This is a genomic window from Acinetobacter sp., assembly GCF_050285345.1.
Taxonomy (GTDB): domain Bacteria; phylum Pseudomonadota; class Gammaproteobacteria; order Pseudomonadales; family Moraxellaceae; genus Acinetobacter.
The window spans coordinates 1-16,014 of the sequence record NZ_JBLZXR010000022.1; the positions used below are offsets into that span (position 1 = coordinate 1).

At 41.8% G+C, this 16,014-nt stretch carries 13 protein-coding genes; 12 read left to right on the forward strand and 1 reads right to left on the reverse strand.

Going from position 1 to position 16,014, the window contains the following annotated elements; translation table 11 throughout:
• Positions 1-91 precede the first annotated feature (91 nt).
• Positions 92-367, forward strand: a complete 276-nt coding sequence (locus ACN6OV_RS01755) for a hypothetical protein (protein WP_427949131.1) — start codon at positions 92-94, stop codon at positions 365-367.
• Between the two features lie 183 nt (positions 368-550).
• Here ACN6OV_RS01755 and ACN6OV_RS01760 read toward each other — a convergent pair whose 3' ends face one another.
• A complete protein-coding gene (locus ACN6OV_RS01760; RefSeq protein ID WP_427949132.1) occupies positions 551-1,138 on the reverse strand; it encodes an ANTAR domain-containing response regulator in 588 nt (195 codons plus the stop codon).
• A 416-nt stretch (positions 1,139-1,554) separates the two neighbouring features.
• On the opposite strand from ACN6OV_RS01760, the gene ACN6OV_RS01765 reads away from it, so the two are divergent.
• The 11 genes from ACN6OV_RS01765 (at position 1,555) to modA (ending at position 16,014) form a co-directional block, all read left to right on the forward strand.
• Positions 1,555-2,910: an MFS transporter gene (locus ACN6OV_RS01765; RefSeq protein ID WP_427949134.1), complete on the forward strand. Its 1,356-nt coding sequence runs from the start codon at positions 1,555-1,557 to the stop codon at positions 2,908-2,910.
• Between the two features lie 36 nt (positions 2,911-2,946).
• Positions 2,947-5,493 (forward strand): nitrite reductase large subunit NirB, encoded by a 2,547-nt coding sequence (gene nirB, locus ACN6OV_RS01770; RefSeq protein WP_427949136.1) that lies wholly within the window; start codon positions 2,947-2,949, stop codon positions 5,491-5,493.
• Positions 5,494-5,600: 107 nt separating this feature from the next.
• Entirely contained in the window at positions 5,601-7,211 is a 1,611-nt protein-coding gene (gene nirD / locus ACN6OV_RS01775; protein WP_427949199.1) for a nitrite reductase small subunit NirD, read from the forward strand.
• A gap of 248 nt (positions 7,212-7,459) precedes the next feature.
• Entirely contained in the window at positions 7,460-10,258 is a 2,799-nt protein-coding gene (locus ACN6OV_RS01780) for a molybdopterin-dependent oxidoreductase (RefSeq protein ID WP_427949138.1), read from the forward strand.
• 2 nt (positions 10,259-10,260) lie between these two features.
• Positions 10,261-10,887, forward strand: coding sequence for a molybdenum cofactor guanylyltransferase (gene mobA / locus ACN6OV_RS01785; RefSeq protein ID WP_427949141.1), 627 nt, complete (start codon positions 10,261-10,263; stop codon positions 10,885-10,887).
• A gap of 180 nt (positions 10,888-11,067) precedes the next feature.
• A complete protein-coding gene (moaA, locus tag ACN6OV_RS01790; protein ID WP_427949143.1) occupies positions 11,068-12,147 on the forward strand; it encodes a GTP 3',8-cyclase MoaA in 1,080 nt (359 codons plus the stop codon).
• Positions 12,148-12,149: 2 nt separating this feature from the next.
• Positions 12,150-12,416, forward strand: coding sequence for a MoaD/ThiS family protein (locus ACN6OV_RS01795; RefSeq protein ID WP_427949145.1), 267 nt, complete (start codon positions 12,150-12,152; stop codon positions 12,414-12,416).
• A gap of 7 nt (positions 12,417-12,423) precedes the next feature.
• Positions 12,424-13,011, forward strand: coding sequence for a molybdenum cofactor biosynthesis protein MoaE (locus ACN6OV_RS01800; RefSeq protein WP_427949200.1), 588 nt, complete (start codon positions 12,424-12,426; stop codon positions 13,009-13,011).
• 47 nt (positions 13,012-13,058) lie between these two features.
• The gene (gene moaCB / locus ACN6OV_RS01805; RefSeq protein ID WP_427949147.1) at positions 13,059-13,982 is read left to right on the forward strand and encodes a bifunctional molybdenum cofactor biosynthesis protein MoaC/MoaB; all 924 of its coding nucleotides are present in this window, start codon (positions 13,059-13,061) and stop codon (positions 13,980-13,982) included.
• A complete protein-coding gene (locus tag ACN6OV_RS01810) occupies positions 13,979-15,247 on the forward strand; it encodes a molybdopterin molybdotransferase MoeA (RefSeq protein WP_427949149.1) in 1,269 nt (422 codons plus the stop codon). Before moaCB ends, ACN6OV_RS01810 begins: the two co-directional genes overlap by 4 nt.
• 11 nt (positions 15,248-15,258) lie before the next feature.
• Positions 15,259-16,014, forward strand: a complete 756-nt coding sequence (gene modA, locus ACN6OV_RS01815) for a molybdate ABC transporter substrate-binding protein (RefSeq protein WP_427949151.1) — start codon at positions 15,259-15,261, stop codon at positions 16,012-16,014.

Sequence of the window (16,014 nt, forward strand, 5' to 3'; positions counted from 1 at the left end):
TCAGTCGTTTTAAATTCTCAATTAGGTAATCCTCCTTTACAGTTGGAAAAATTAATTAAAAGTTGAGATTGGCGTAAGCTAGGGAACTTATATGGAGTCTAAACACAATCGGGATGCAAGTTTATTGCATGCGATACATAAAATACTTTTGAAGGAATGGGATCCTTTAGGGATTCGTCGTATTCCTTCAATGCGCGATGAGTATGAAGATTATTTACCCAATATTTTTAAATTAATTCGAGAGAATTCAAGTGAGTCAGAGATTTTCGAATATCTATGGAGGATTGAACAAAAAATTTTAGAGAAAAAGGGCAAGAAGGCACATACTTTAAATGTTGCTAAATTATTGAAAGAGATTGAAAAATAATATTAATTTTCTAAAAATTAAAGCAAGTGAAAACCGATACGACAATATTGGTTTTATTTTTTGGGTTATAAGCATTTTCTTAAATTTAAACAAGATGTTAGAAATTGTAGAAGGGATGGCTAAAAATACGCTAGACAATTAACAGGTCATCGTCCATCAATATTGCTCCAACATTTGTATTATTTACTCCTTAAATTGAGACTGTAATAAAGTTTGTGCATCAAGCAGGCGACGTGCCATTTCACCCATAGTTATGCGGTGGCTCATGGCATTTTTGCGCAGTAGGTTAAAGGCTTGCTCTTCGGCAAGACCATGCATCTGAATCAGTAGTACCTTGGCTTTTTCTATATCTTTACGGTCAGCCAATTTATTTCTGGTTTCATGTAAATCATCGAGTAATTTCTTGTGCTTTTTATATTGTTCTATCGCAATTTCTAAAATGCTGTCTAATTTTTCAGGTTGAATTCCATCTACGATATAAGCCGTCAATCCTGCTTCAATGGCGTTTTTAATGCTTTCTTTATGCCCATTTTTGGTAAAAAGTACGGTAGGTAAATCAAATTGACTGACGCAACTTTCGATAATGTCACGATGTGGATGATCCATATCTAATAAAATCACATCGGCATGCGGCTGCTGCAAATTATTCATATTTAAACGCTTGATCAGTAGACTCGCAACAACATCGAAATCATGTTGTATCAGCGAGGCCTGAATAAACTTGGCACGTTCTGGATCATCATTGATCAGGACAATTTTTAGTTTTGGCATGTGGTGGTCCAAGCAGAGCAAACAAATATGCTTAGCAATTTCAATGCCAATCTATCAGAAAATCAGAAACAGTCTTAAATCGATTTTGAGGTCATCTTTTGCAGTGTGCGGGGCTTGGATGCACTCATGTTGTGCAAGGAGGAGCGATGCTTGCACACGGTACAATTCAATTTCATATAGATGGCTATTTTGCTGATTAAGATCTGTTTAAAAGTATTTCTTTTATAAAACAAATAATTATTTAAAAAATAAATTCAAAAATATAAGTTGGCACACTCATTGCTATATCTCCAATGAGTCAAAGACGACTCCAAAAAAAATTTGTAAGACGGCCAACGACGTCCGCTCTGATCGATCTGAAATGCACAGTTGCCTTTCAGAAAACCCAATACGTTCAGTTCAGGTAGGAGATGGCGATGTCTTCAAATTTAGAAGCAAAAAAAGCAACAAAAATTAGTCTTTTTAGTTTTAGCAGCGCAGCAATGAGAGCCTTCCATATGAGTTGGCTCGCGTTTTTCGTCTGTTTCTTTGCATGGTTCGCATGCGCACCTTTAATGCCTGTGATTGCAGGTGAGTTTCATCTGACTAAAGATCAGATTGCCAATATCAATATTGCTGCCGTTGCGATCACCATTTTAGTTCGTCTGATTGTTGGTCCGCTGTGTGATAAATACGGTCCGCGTAAAACTTATACCGCATTACTGCTGATTGGTAGTATCCCTGTATTTGGTGTGGCATGTGCCAATAGTTATGAATCTTTTCTATTTTTCCGTTTACTGATTGGGGCGATTGGCGCGAGCTTTGTCATTACCCAATATCACACTAGCATTATGTTTGCACCGAATGTTGTTGGGACTGCCAATGCAGCCACAGCAGGTTGGGGCAATGCAGGCGGTGGTGCGACACAAGCTTTAATGCCGTTAATGCTCAGTGCTTTGGTGATGTTTGGTGTTGAACAAGCCATGGGTTGGAGAGTGGCACTGATCGTACCGGGCGTGATGATGTTAATTGTTGGTGCAATGTATTGGAAATTTACCCAAGACTGCCCACAAGGTGACTTTAAAGAACTCCGTGAGCAAGGCGTTAGCGTGGGTTCAGATAAAAAAGGTGGTCTTGCGATTTTAAAACACGCCGCTAAAAACTACCGTGTATGGATTTTATTTGGTGCTTATGCAGCGTGTTTCGGGATTGAAATTTTCATTCATAACATTGTGGCAATGTACTACGTGGATCATTTCAGCTTTGGCTTAAAAGAAGCAGGCATGGCAGCAGGAATTTTTGGTTTACTTGCGCTATTCGCCCGTGCCTTGGGTGGGATTGTTTCAGACAAAGTGGCGACTAAAAAAGGGTTAGATGGTCGTACTAAAGTGTTGTTTGCGATGATTTTAATGGAAGGTTTGTTCCTCATCGTATTTTCACAAATGAATACAGCAGTGCTTGCAATTCTTGCCATGACTGTATTTGCCTTATTTACCCACATGGCATGTGGTGCAACCTATGCACTCGTTCCTTTCATTGATCGTGATGCTTTAGGTGGCGTCGCAGGCATTATCGGTGCAGGCGGTAACGTCGGTGCAGTTGCAGCAGGTTTCTTACTCAAAGGGATGTTGGATATTCAAACCACATTGATGGTACTCGGAGGCTTGGTGGTGATTGCCGCAAGTTGTGTATTGATGATTCGATTCTCAGTTGAGCATAAAGAGAAAGAGCAAAAATTATTTGAAGCTGCCGTGTTAGAGCGTGATCGTCTTGAACAAAACAATGCAGCTTAAGTGAACAAATAATCGTAAGAATTGAGGAGAATTGAAATGAAATTAGTGATGATTGGACATGGCATGGTGGGACACAAATTCATTGAATCCGTGTTAGAACACGCAGGCGATGAAGTTGAAATTACCATCTTGGCAGAAGAACCACGTTTAGCTTATGACCGTGTACATTTAACTGAATATTTCACAGGTAAATCAGCAAAAGATTTAACTTTATGTCGTTCAGATTTTGCCGATGCTTATGGAATTGATCTGCGTTTAAGTACCAAAGCAACCGCAATTGATACGGTCAATAAATTGGTGACGACCAATCATGGTGATGTGATCAGCTATGACAAATTGATTCTCGCAACAGGTTCTTATGCCTTTGTGCCACCGATTCCAGGCAATGATCGTCAAAATTGCTTTGTGTATCGTACCATTGAAGATTTAGATGCGATTCGTGCTGCAAGTTTGAATGCCAAATCAGGCGTGGTGATCGGTGGTGGTTTATTAGGTTTAGAAGCGGCTAAAGCCCTACGTGATTTAGACTTAGAAACCCATGTCGTTGAATTTGCACCACGTTTAATGGCAGTACAAATCGATGATTTGGGCGGTAAGGTTTTACGTTCAAAAATTGAAAATCTAGGCGTCAAAGTTCATACCCAAAAAGCCACATCTTCAATTGAAGACGGTGTGAATACCACACATGTGATGAAGTTTGGTGATGGTTCTGAGCTTGAAACTGATATTGTTTTGTTCTCGGCAGGGATTCGCCCACGTGATGAATTGGCACGTCAAAGTGGTTTAGCCATTGGTGAGCGTGGCGGGATCGTGATTAATGATTATTGCCAAACATCCAATGCAGACATTTACGCGATTGGTGAATGTGCATTATGGCAAAACAAAATTTATGGCTTGGTTGCACCAGGCTATGACATGGCACGTATTGCAGCCAAACATGTGTTAGAACACGCATGCAATGAATTTGCAGGCGCAGACATGAGTACCAAGCTTAAACTGATGGGTGTCGATGTGGCATCTGTGGGTGATGCACATGCCATGACCCCAAATTCTTTAAGTTATTTCTTTGCTGATGAAGATGCCATGATCTATAAAAAGATTGTGGTCAATGCAGAAAAAACCAAACTTTTAGGTGCTGTATTGGTTGGCTGCGCCAAAGAATACAATGACTTATTACAAATGATGCTGAATGGACTGGAAGTTCCTGAAAATCCAGAAAGTTTAATCATGCCGGGTTATGCACAATCTACCGCAAAATCAGGTGGTAGTGGTGTAGACCTTCTGCCCGACAGTGCCACCATTTGCTCATGTAATAACGTGTCTAAAGCGGATATTTGCTCGGCAATTCAAGATGGTTCAACCTCATTGGGCGCGTTGAAAAAATGCACCAAAGCAGCGACGGCATGTGGTGGATGCGCACCACTTGTGACGCAAGTATTGAAATCAGAATTACAACGTCAAGGCGTGACGGTGAATAATCACCTATGCGAACACTTTGCCTATTCTCGTCAAGAGTTGTATCACTTGGTTCGTGTCAATGAAATCAAAACCTTTGATCATTTGATTCAGCAACATGGACATGGTTTAGGTTGTGACATTTGTAAACCAACGGTTGCCAATATTTTGGCTTCTTGTTGGAATGATTTTGTCCTTAAACCAAGTCATGCAGGGCTGCAAGACAGTAATGACTATTATCTTGGCAATATTCAAAAAGATGGTTCTTATTCGGTTGTACCGCGTATGGCAGGTGGAGAAGTTACTCCAGATGGTTTGATTGCCATTGGTCAAATTGCCAAAGAATATGGTTTATATACCAAACTCACAGGCGGTCAGCGTGTCGATATGTTTGGTGCGCAAGTGCATCAATTGCCTGAAATTTGGAAAAAATTGATTGATGCAGGTTTTGAGTCAGGGCATGCCTACGGTAAATCATTGCGTACTGTGAAATCATGTGTGGGAAGCACGTGGTGCCGTTATGGCGTAGATGATTCGGTGGGCTTAGCCATTTTTCTTGAAAATCGCTACAAGGGTTTACGTTCACCACATAAATTAAAAATGGCAGTTTCAGGCTGTACCCGTGAATGTGCCGAAGCGCAAAGTAAAGATGTCGGTGTGATTGCCACTGAAAAAGGTTGGAATTTATATGTTTGTGGTAATGGGGGGATGAAACCACGCCATGCAGAACTACTTGCTTCTGACTTGGATACGCAAACTTTAATCAAATATATCGACCGTTTCTTTATGTTCTATATCCAAACAGCAGATCGTTTACAACGAACTTCGGTATGGCGTGACAATATGGAAGGTGGCTTAGATTATCTTAAAGATGTCGTGGTCAACGATTCCTTAGGTGTGGCTGCTGAACTTGAACGCCGTATGCGTCATGTGGTCGGAACCTATCAAGATGAGTGGCGTACAGCGGTTGAAGACCCAGAAGTGCGTAAACGTTTCGTGACCTTTATCAATGCCAAAGCTGAACAACAACAAGATCCGCATATCCAATTTGCAGAAGTACGTGGGCAAATTCGTCCAAAAACGGATGCTGAGCGTGATGTGACCCGTATTCCTGTGGTTGAGGCTTAATTTATAAAGGTAAAACTTTTATTTAGTTTTTTAAGCCCTCTTTCTAATTTCCCCCAAAGGGGGAAAAGGATTTAGAGCTTAAATAAAAGTTTAAAAGGATAAAGATGATGACAATTTTACAAGATATGAATGAACTCAATTGGATCGACGTTTGCGCGCTTCATGATTTAACGCCAAATACGGGTGTAGGTGCATTACTTGACGATCAACAAATTGCAATTTTCCGAGTGGGTAGCGAAAAGCGTGTCTATGCACTCAGCAACCAAGACCCATTCAGCAAAGCTTTTGTGATGTCACGTGGCATTATTGGGGATTTACAAGGTGAACGTGTTGTTGCATCGCCGATTTATAAGCAACATTTTAGTTTGGCGACAGGGCGTTGTTTGGAAGACAAAGACCAAAAACTCTTAGTATTTCCAAGCAAAATTGAAAATGGTCGGGTGATGATCAGCCCGACACCACAAAAAACCTATATTACCAATAACGGCACGGCTCAAGAAAAAATGAAGTTGGTGTTGGTGGGCAATGGTTTGGCAGGTATGCGTTGTCTTGAAGACTTATTAGACATGGCACCAGATCGTTATGACGTCACCGTGATTGGCGAAGAACCATGGGGCAACTATAACCGCATCATGCTTTCACCTGTATTGTCGGGAGATAAAACCATCGATGACATTATGTTGCATCCGCATGCATGGTATGCCGATAAAAACATTCGCTTTATTGCAGGAGATGCCGCAGTACGCATTGATCGCCCTCGTAAGCAGGTCTATACCGAAAAAGGTTTGGTGGTGGATTATGACCGCTTGATCTTGGCAACAGGTTCTAAACCTTTTGTTCCACCTGTCAAAGGTTCTGAGTTAAATGGTGTATTGAGCTTTCGTGACATTTATGATGTCAATAAAATGCTCGATTATTCAAAATCTAAGCAAAATGCCGTGGTGATTGGCGGTGGTCTTTTGGGTTTAGAGGCAGCCTATGGTTTAAAACAACGTGGCATGAATGTGACGGTTTTACATTTGATGGATCGCATTATGGAGCGTCAATTGGACGATAAAGCCAGTCAAATGCTACGCCATAGTATTGAGCAAAAAGGTATTTCGATTATTACCGAAGCCAATACTGAAGAGTTGATTGGTGAAAATGATCATGTGACGCATGTTCGCCTTAAAGATGGCAGTATTCTTGAAGCTGATTTGGTGGTCTTTGCCGTCGGGATTCGTCCAAATATGGCGTTGGCGCAAAGCGCAGGTTTACGTTGTAATCGTGGTGTGTTGGTGAATGACACCATGCAAACCTATGACCCAAGTATTTATGCAGTTGGGGAATGTATTGAACATCGTAATCAAACTTTTGGTTTGGTAGAGCCGTTGTGGGGGCAAGCTTTTATTTGTGCATCGCATTTGGCCGAGCACGGCAGTTTAACGTTTAAAGCACCGACTGTTCCAACGCAATTAAAAGTCAGTGGTTGTGATGTGTTCTCCGCAGGGAACTTTGCACCTGAAGATGATTTTGAAGATATCGTTTTAAATGATGAAAAACGTCAGATTTATAAACGCATTATTATTCAAAAAGATAAGGTGATTGGTGCGGTGTTGTTCGGCGATACGGAAGATGGTGCTTGGTATGCAGAGTTGATTTCGGATCAAACCTCTATTTCTTCAATTCGTAATAAATTGCTGTTTGGTAAGGATTTTGCATTAAAGAAAGCAGGTTGATTCATTTTAATCGAGAGTGATGTCACGACCATGCATTTTCATTAGAACTTAGATTGTATCTGCGTAGGTGATTCTTCACTTTTGAAGGATCAAAAGTGACAAAAATCCTCCGTTTCAATGATGCGGCGTCCTTGCCGCACATTGAAACGGCAGCATCCATGCTGCCACGCGATAGAAGTGATTGGTGTGAATTCCCAAAAAAATAGATCAGATAGAAATCGTAAAGCGAGAATACGTAGGAGCCTGAAATGAATAGTATCCCTGTAATGGAACTGCATAGCTCCACAGAATCCAAGATAAAAATCACCCAAACAACATGCCCATATTGCGGTGTTGGTTGTGGCGTCACCGCAACTGTCCAAAATACAGCTTTAGGGCAAAAAGTATCTGTGGCTGGAGATACCAATCATCCTTCCAATTATGGAAAACTATGCATTAAGGGCAGTAATTTGGCGGATACGATTGGTTTAGAAACACGTGTTTTACATCCAATGTTAGGACGTAAAGTTGATGCAGAATATGCGTATGCTTACACACGCCAACAAACAGATTGGGAAACAGCAACAGACTTAATTGCCCATAAATTTCAACATTATATGAATGAATATGGTCGTGACAGCATCGCCTTTTATGTATCAGGGCAATTGCTGACTGAAGACTATTATGTAGTCAATAAATTCGTCAAAGGTTACTTAGGTACTGCCAATATCGATACCAACTCAAGATTGTGTATGTCTTCAGCAGTAGCCGCACATAAACGTGCTTTTGGGGAAGACCTCGTGCCTGCAAGTTATGAGGATTTTGAACATACCGATATGGTGGTTCTCGTCGGTTCAAATACCGCATGGTGTCATCCTGTGTTGTATCAACGCATCATGCAAGCCAAGGAAGAAAGAAACTTATTTGTTGTGGTGATTGACCCACGTTTTACCGCAACTTGTGAAGCAGCAGATTTGCATTTACCGATTCTGATTGGTCAAGATGTCTCATTGTTTAATGGTTTGGTACAGTATTTATATCAACATGGTCATGTCGATCATGAGTTTATTCAAGCACATACCCAAGGTTTAGAGGCGCTTTTAGCGAGTTCACAACCTGAATCAGACATTGAAAATGTCGCGATAAAAACAGGTATTTCACTGGAAAAATTACAATTATTCTTTGAGAAATTTGCCCAAACCGAAAAAGTCATGACCTTATTTTCCATGGGGGTCAATCAGTCCTCACGTGGAGTGGATAAAGCAAACAGCATTATTAATAGTCATTTACTGACAGGAAAAATAGGAAAGTTGGGTGCAGCACCATTTTCGATGACAGGGCAACCCAATGCCATGGGAGGACGTGAAGTAGGTGGTTTAGCCAATATGCTTGCGGCACATATGGACTTGGATAATGTTCAACATCAACAACTTGTACAAGGTTTTTGGAATAGTCCAGCGATAGCCCTCCAAGTCGGTTTAAAAGCAGTTGACCTGTTTGAAGCGGTTGAAAGTGGCAAAATTAAAGCCATTTGGATTATGGCAACCAATCCTGTGGTGAGTTTACCGAATGCAGATCAGGTGAAACGTGCCTTAGAAAAATGTGAATTTGTTGTGGTTTCAGATATTTGCAAAGATACGGATACCACACAATATGCCGATGTTTTACTGCCTGCACTCGGTTGGGGCGAAAAAGACGGTACAGTGACAAATTCAGAGCGCCGTATTTCAAGACAACGCGCTTTTTTAGATGCACCTGAACAAGCCAAAGCCGATTGGTCGGCAGTCGCAGCAGTCGCTAAAAAAATGGGTTTTAGTGGTTTTGAATTTGCAAATAGCCATGATATTTTCAAAGAACATGCGCAATTATCTGCCTATCAAAATGCAGAGATTTCAGAGCGTGAAAAGGCGAAAGCATTCCGTTATTTCAATTTGCAAGGTTTAACAGAACTTTCACTTGATGAATATAATGAGCTTGAGCCTTTGCAATGGCCTGTATTTCAAAAGAATCAAACAGATAATAGTTATGCTCAATTGTTTGCAAATGGTCAGTTTAGCCATGCAGATGGCAAAGCTAAGTTTATTGCGACCACTGCAATTGATCCTGTAAATCAAACAGATAGTGGATATCCTTTAATTCTGAATACAGGTCGGATTCGTGACCAATGGCATACCATGACCCGTACAGGTTTATCGGCAAATTTAAGCACCCATAAAGCAGAACCATTTTGCGAAATTCACCCCAATGATGCTTTGAAATATGGCTTAAAAGAAGGGGAGTTGGTCGAGATTAAATCCGCTTGGGGCAATTGCGTACTGCGTGCCGTGGTGAGTGACAATATTCGTCGTGGTCAGATTTTTGCCCCGATTCATTGGAATGATCAATTTGCTTCCGATGCTCGAATTGGCAAAGTGGTTAATCCTGTGGTGGATGAAATTTCAGGAGAACCTGAATTTAAACATACCCCTGTGATGATTCAACCATTTTATACGCAGTGGCAAGGCGTGTTCTATGTACGTGAAGGCTTTGAGCATATGGTCAAAAGTCCGATTGAAAATACCGTATGGTGGACAAAAATTCAGACCGCTAAAGCTGTGCGTTATGAGTTGGCAGACCGTCGTTGTTTTACCCAAACTACGGAACATTTAAAAGAAATTTTACCCTTTAAAGATGAAAGTTTTGAATGGCTGAATTTGGAAGATCAAACTGCACATATCAGTCATAGTGTGGTGTTGCAGGATGGGCAGCTCATCGCAAGTTTATATATTGCACCCAAAGCTTTATTGCCTGATCGTGATTGGGTCGCGAGTTTATTTAAACGTGAACGCTTAAGTGCGATGCACCGTAAGGCTTTACTTGCAGGTCAAGTCATGTCCCTTGGACAAAGTGATGGACCTTTGGTGTGTAGCTGTTTTAAAGTCGGTAAAAATAGAATTATTGAAACCATTAAAGAAAAAAATATCACCAATGAAAAACAAGTGACTGCATGTTTAAAAGCCGGTGGAAATTGCGGTTCATGCCTGCCTGAAATTCGAGGGCTCATTAAGGCTTGTCAAATGGAGGAATAATCATGAAAAGAAAAATATTCAAATCCCTGACTTATCCAGAGACTGAGGTAGTGATTTTAGCGGGCGGTCAGGCACGTCGTATGAATGGCATCAATAAACTGCTGCAAAAGTTTGATGATCAAATTCAGCTGATTAAAATCCATCAGCAACTCAAGTCCTGTGCTGTAAAGATATGGGTGAATAGTCATCGAGATCATTCTATTTATGAACAAATTATTCCGTCTATTCACTTTTTTTCAGACGATGAAGCGGGTTTTTATGGGCCATTGATGGGGATGAAAAGCGCATGGTCGCATGTGCAATTGGATTATGTGTTGTTTGTCCCATGTGATGTGACTTATATTCCCAAAAAAGTGATTTCTCGATTACATCAAGCGATACAACGCCACCCATTGTGTGAAGTGGCTGTGGTGGAAATCAATGGTAAGGCACTTTATCCATTTTGTTTACTGAAACGGAGCAGCTTGCCGACGATGCTTAAGCATCTTGAGCAAAATCAGCGCAGTTTAAAGGGCTGTTTTGCAGAAATGCACATGCAAATAGCACATTTCAAAAACCGCGCACTCTTTTTTCACAGTATTAATTCCTTTGATGAATTACAGCAGTACCAACAGCTGAATTTTCTCTAAAATATTTTCAATGATGACACTATTCACGCTGAATAGTGAACGAATATCGCTATTTTTCCCTAAAAACCAAATCATTTTAAAAATAAAACCAAAGTTGGAACGCTTATTGCTACGTCATAGAAATAAAACATGATTTGAACTGTGCTGATACAGCGCAAAAAAACGCCATGGATAATTGACATGAATAGCATGACACAACTGAATCAGCCGCGTGTGTTCCAAGATCAATTTGGGCGGCAAAAACGCAAGCTCCGTATTTCGGTGACAGATCGCTGTAATTTTAAATGTGTCTATTGCATGCCTGAACATCCCGAATGGATGAACAAACAAAGTCTTTTAAGTTTTGAAGAGCTGTACGCCTTTTGTGAATTTATGGTGCAGCAAGGCATTGAGCAAATCCGCATCACTGGCGGCGAACCTTTAATGCGTCAAGGTGTGGTGCATTTTATAGCGCAGCTCCAAGCGTTGAGAAAAATTGGGCTCAAACAAATTTCAATGACCACCAATGGTCATTATCTTGCCGCCTATGCCGCGCAGCTTAAACATGCGGGCTTGGACGGTCTGAACATTAGTTTAGACAGTTTAAATCCAGTGCAATTCGAAGCATTGACCCAAAAACAATTACAGCCTGTATTGGATGGGATTGCAGCGGCCAAGCAATCTGGACTGAACATTAAAATTAATACCGTGCTGATAAAAGGCATGAATGATGACCAAATTTTGCCAATTGTGAAATGGGCGCATTCAGAGCAATTTGAACCGCGTTTTATTGAGTTTATGCCGCTCGATGGTGACCAGAACTGGTCTGCATCATCGGTCGTAACTGAGCAAGAAGTTTTAAATGTGTTAGCTACTGAATTTACTGTACAGATCCTGCAAGAGCAAAGCGCAAGTCCTGCGCGAAGCTATCACATCGATGGAAAACTTGTAGGCATTATTTCAACCATGACGAACGCATTTTGCGGTGAATGTGATCGTCTTCGGCTGAGTGCACAAGGTGAGTTATTTAATTGCTTATTTACACAAACAGGGCTGCGGCTTAAAGCGGAAATCCAGCATTTGGCACGGCACATTACTCAACATGATGCACCTGCAAAATATCTTTCGCAGTTTGATCTACACGAAAAACTCAGTGCTTATATTTGGCAGAAAAAATCGGGCTATCAAGCTATTCAAGCCGAGATTCACACTGAAAAAGCTCAGTCTTATATTCAACAATCGCACGGCAGAAAGATCAGCATGCACATGATTGGAGGTTAGCCATGTCAGAAGTCATGACCAAAATGATTCAGGTCAAAATTGAAGCGTTTGGCGCAATCCAGCGGCTATTACCAGAAGATTTATATCTGCAATGTGAGGCCGAAAGCACGGTTGCAGATGTGTTTGAAAATATTGCACGCGTCTATCCGGAAGCCTACAGCTTGCTTGAGCGCTGTGCCTGTGCCATGGGGGAAAACATGATGAGCCGTACCACTATTTTGGTGGAAGATGCTGTCATTGTCCTGTTATCTCCAGTGGCAGGAGGCTGATATGCAGCTGAAAAACTTTGTACGTATTCAAAACCTAGCTCTTAAGCAGGAAATATTTGATGAGATTCAATATTTTCCTGAATGTGGCGGCATTGGCTTATTTATCGGCACGGTGCGCAATCATCATGAAGGCCTTGCGGTTAAGGCGCTGAAATATACTGCTTATGCACCTGTGGCTGAAAAGATGATTCGCCAAATAGAACAGGAGATAGAAGCTAAATATGGCGTGTCTTATGTGCGGGTCGTGCATCGGGTTGGCACTCTAGACATTGGCGAAACAGCCATTATTGCCATCGCTTATGCCGCACATCGTCGTGAAGCCTTTGCTGCCTGTGAAGAAGCGGTTGAACGGGTCAAACACGAAGTGCCAGTGTGGAAAGAAGAGTTTTATCTGGATGGTAGCAGTCAGTTTGTCGAAGGCTGCAGTATTCGCAAAGATGATGCAGATGGATTGAAGCAGAGCAGCCAAATACAGCAAAACAGACATGGACGTGGTAGTAATTCGCTGATTCAACACGGTGTACAGGCACATTCGCATAGCCATCCACATCATTCAGCTGAATATGCCGGCTTTATTGAACAAGAGTGGATGTAAGGCGCTATGGATCTAAACGACTTTAAAATATTCAACAGGAATTTGCCATGAAAAATGTGGGGATGAAAGAAGAAAGTTACCGTACCGCAGTTGCCACAGGTATTTTGTATGCCCTGCCGCATTGCATTGAACTGCTTCGAAATGGCACTACCGAAAAAGGCGATGCGCTGAAAACTGCGCGGATTGCCGGGATTCTTGGTGCGAAACGTACTGATGAACTGATTCCGTTATGCCATCCGCTGCCAATTTACCGCGCAGATATGGAATATGAATTATTTGATGCACACGTTGTCATTACAGCCGTGGTCGAAACCATTGGCCCGACAGGGGTGGAAATGGAAGCTTTAACAGCTGTTTCTTTAGCAGGCTTAACGTTATATGACATGTTGAAACCGCATTGTGAAGCTGAAGATTTATGCTTAGATCAAGTCAAACTGCAAAATAAAAAAGGTGGAAAATCACATTTTACTCGGGTGCTTAAAGAAAGCCTGTCAGCCTCAATTATTGTTTTATCAGATACCGTGGCCTCTGGAAAAAAGTCAGATACCGCAGGGCAGAATGTTTTAGAAATTTTACAAGAAGCCAATTTCAGCAATATCAATTATCAAATCATTCCAGACAGTCCTGAACAATTGTTGACACTAATAGAACAGCAGAAAAATGACTATCCACTGATTTTAACCGTTGGTGGAACAGGCTTGGGGCCGAAAGATTTAACTGTGGAAACTATTCAGCCTTTATTAAAACGTGAAATTCCTGGTTTGATGGAAGCTTCGCGCAGTTTTGGACAAAAACGCACGCCTTATGCAGCGCTGAGTCGTGGAGTCGCAGGTTATATCGACAACAGTCTAGTGATGACTTTACCGGGCAGCCGTCAAGGCGCGAAAGAATCTTTGATTGCGGTACTGCCAGCCTTGGTGCATTTATTTGATGTGCAGAAAAATATTCCGCATGCGGGAGGCTATCAATGAATCAAGCCTTAACTTCAACATTAGCGGATAGCCAACATGACAGCTGCGGCGCAGAACAAGGCCTAATCTCGGTTGATCAAGCTTTGCAGTTTATATTTGAGCATAGCAACCCTTTAGCTGCTGAAATTTTGCCTTTAGCGCAAGCCCTGAACCGCTATCTTTCAGAAGATATCTATTCAGACATCCATCTACCAATTTTTTCACAAAGTGCCGTAGACGGTTATGCGCTTTGTGCGAAGACAGATATTCCAGCGCAGAGTTGTTTTGAATTGATTGGGGAAATCCGTGCAGGGCAAGTTGCTGAAATGGAATTATCTGCAGGTCAGGCAGTACGGATATTTACCGGTGCAAAAATCCCAGTGGGCACGGCAACCGTGGCGCGTCAGGAAATTGTACAGCTGCAACATCAGCATATCTGCTTGACCGAAAATTTAGCGCTGCATGCCGATATCCGCGATATGGGCGAAGAAATTGCAGTAGGCCAGTTGCTGGCAAAGACAGGACAACGGCTGACCGTTGGCGCAATTGCCTCTTTAAGCATGGCGGGTATTCAGCAAATTAAAGTACAACGTTTTCCCAAAATTGCAGTGCTCATCACAGGAGATGAAGTTGCCGATTCTGTGGCAGATTTAAACTCTGGAAAAATTTTTGATGCCAATGCGCCGATGATTCAGGCTTGGTTCCAATCGCAAAATCATCAGGTGGAAATTCTACATGTGGCTGATACCGCAGAAGCTGTTGCTGCATGTTTTGAACAGCTTAAGAATCAATATGATTTGATCATCAGCACAGGTGGGGTTTCGGTCGGTGATTATGATTTCGTCCGTCCAGTCGCTTTAAAAATTGGTTTCGAACAGATTTTCTGGAAAGTAAAACAAAAACCGGGCAAACCTATGTTGTTTGCGCAATATCAGCGCGAAGATCGAAGCTGTTGTTTATTATTGGGTTTGCCGGGTAATCCAGCAGCGGTGTATATCGGCCTGCAAATTTATGTCACGGCGTTATTGCACGTCATGCAAGGGCAATCTCAGCCAGTGGTGTGGGCAACTGGCATTTTGCAGCATGCTTTGAAAGCCGATGCGCGGGAACGCTTTTTACGAATGCATGCTGTTTTTGAACATGGCATTTTAAAAATCAGCAGTCTAGCCAAACAGCAGTCGCATATGCTCAGTAATTTAATGCATGCCAATTGTATCGTCAGAGTGCCAGCCGCTGAATATATTCAGGCTGGGCACATTCTACAAGTCTCGTTTATTCAGCATTAGGAGGTGACACAATGCACTGTTCTGTAAAATTATTGTTCGTTGTCAGTTTGTTATCTCCCATGTTGCATGCCAAAACCGTGAAAATTTATGCCGCAGCCAGTTTAACCAATGCAGTCACCGATATTGCCAAACTATACGAAAAGCAAAATCCGAGCGTCGATATTGTTCCTATATTTGGTGCATCATCAGCCTTGGCAAAACAAATTGAAGCAGGTGCACCGAGCGATATTTACTTTTCAGCAGATCAGGACTGGATGAATTATTTGGCACAAAAGCAGAAAATTCAGGCCAATCAAGTCAAAACTCTGCTGCATAATCAGCTGGTTTTAATAACGCCAATTGCCAGCAAGCAGCAGTTGAAAATGCAGCCGCAGTTTAATTTTGCACAATCCTTTCAAGGGCATTTATGCACTGGGCAAATGGAATCTGTACCAGTTGGAAAATATGCCAAGCAAAGCTTGATTAAGCTGAATTGGTTAAATAGCCTAAGTGGCAGAATTGTCGGGACAGATGATGTGCGTTCAGCCTTGGCCTTTGTTGAGCGCGGAGAATGTCAGGTGGGTATTGTTTATAAAACCGATGCCTTGATCAGTCAAAAAGTCAAAATCGCCGGTACATTCCCCAGCAATAGCCATAGCCCCATTACTTATCCGATTGCGCTGACAGTTCAGGGGGCAAAAAATCCATCAGCAGTGAAGTTTAATCAATACTTGAAACACAGCCCGCAGGCTAAAAAAGTTTTTAGCCACTATGGCTTTGGTTTATAG

Bases quoted from the DNA above. Each gene is read 5' to 3' on its own strand.
- ACN6OV_RS01755 (WP_427949131.1), top strand. From the start codon at position 92: ATGGAGTCTAAACACAATCGGGATGCAAGTTTATTGCATGCGATACAT.
- nirD (WP_427949199.1), top strand. From the start codon at position 5,601: ATGACAATTTTACAAGATATGAATGAACTCAATTGGATCGACGTTTGC.
- ACN6OV_RS01760 (WP_427949132.1), bottom strand. From the start codon at position 1,138: ATGCCAAAACTAAAAATTGTCCTGATCAATGATGATCCAGAACGTGCC.
- moaCB (WP_427949147.1), top strand. From the start codon at position 13,059: ATGAAAAATGTGGGGATGAAAGAAGAAAGTTACCGTACCGCAGTTGCC.
- nirB (WP_427949136.1), top strand. From the start codon at position 2,947: ATGAAATTAGTGATGATTGGACATGGCATGGTGGGACACAAATTCATT.
- ACN6OV_RS01810 (WP_427949149.1), top strand. From the start codon at position 13,979: ATGAATCAAGCCTTAACTTCAACATTAGCGGATAGCCAACATGACAGC.
- modA (WP_427949151.1), top strand. From the start codon at position 15,259: ATGCACTGTTCTGTAAAATTATTGTTCGTTGTCAGTTTGTTATCTCCC.
- moaA (WP_427949143.1), top strand. From the start codon at position 11,068: ATGAATAGCATGACACAACTGAATCAGCCGCGTGTGTTCCAAGATCAA.
- ACN6OV_RS01780 (WP_427949138.1), top strand. From the start codon at position 7,460: ATGAATAGTATCCCTGTAATGGAACTGCATAGCTCCACAGAATCCAAG.
- ACN6OV_RS01765 (WP_427949134.1), top strand. From the start codon at position 1,555: ATGTCTTCAAATTTAGAAGCAAAAAAAGCAACAAAAATTAGTCTTTTT.
- mobA (WP_427949141.1), top strand. From the start codon at position 10,261: ATGAAAAGAAAAATATTCAAATCCCTGACTTATCCAGAGACTGAGGTA.
- ACN6OV_RS01795 (WP_427949145.1), top strand. From the start codon at position 12,150: ATGTCAGAAGTCATGACCAAAATGATTCAGGTCAAAATTGAAGCGTTT.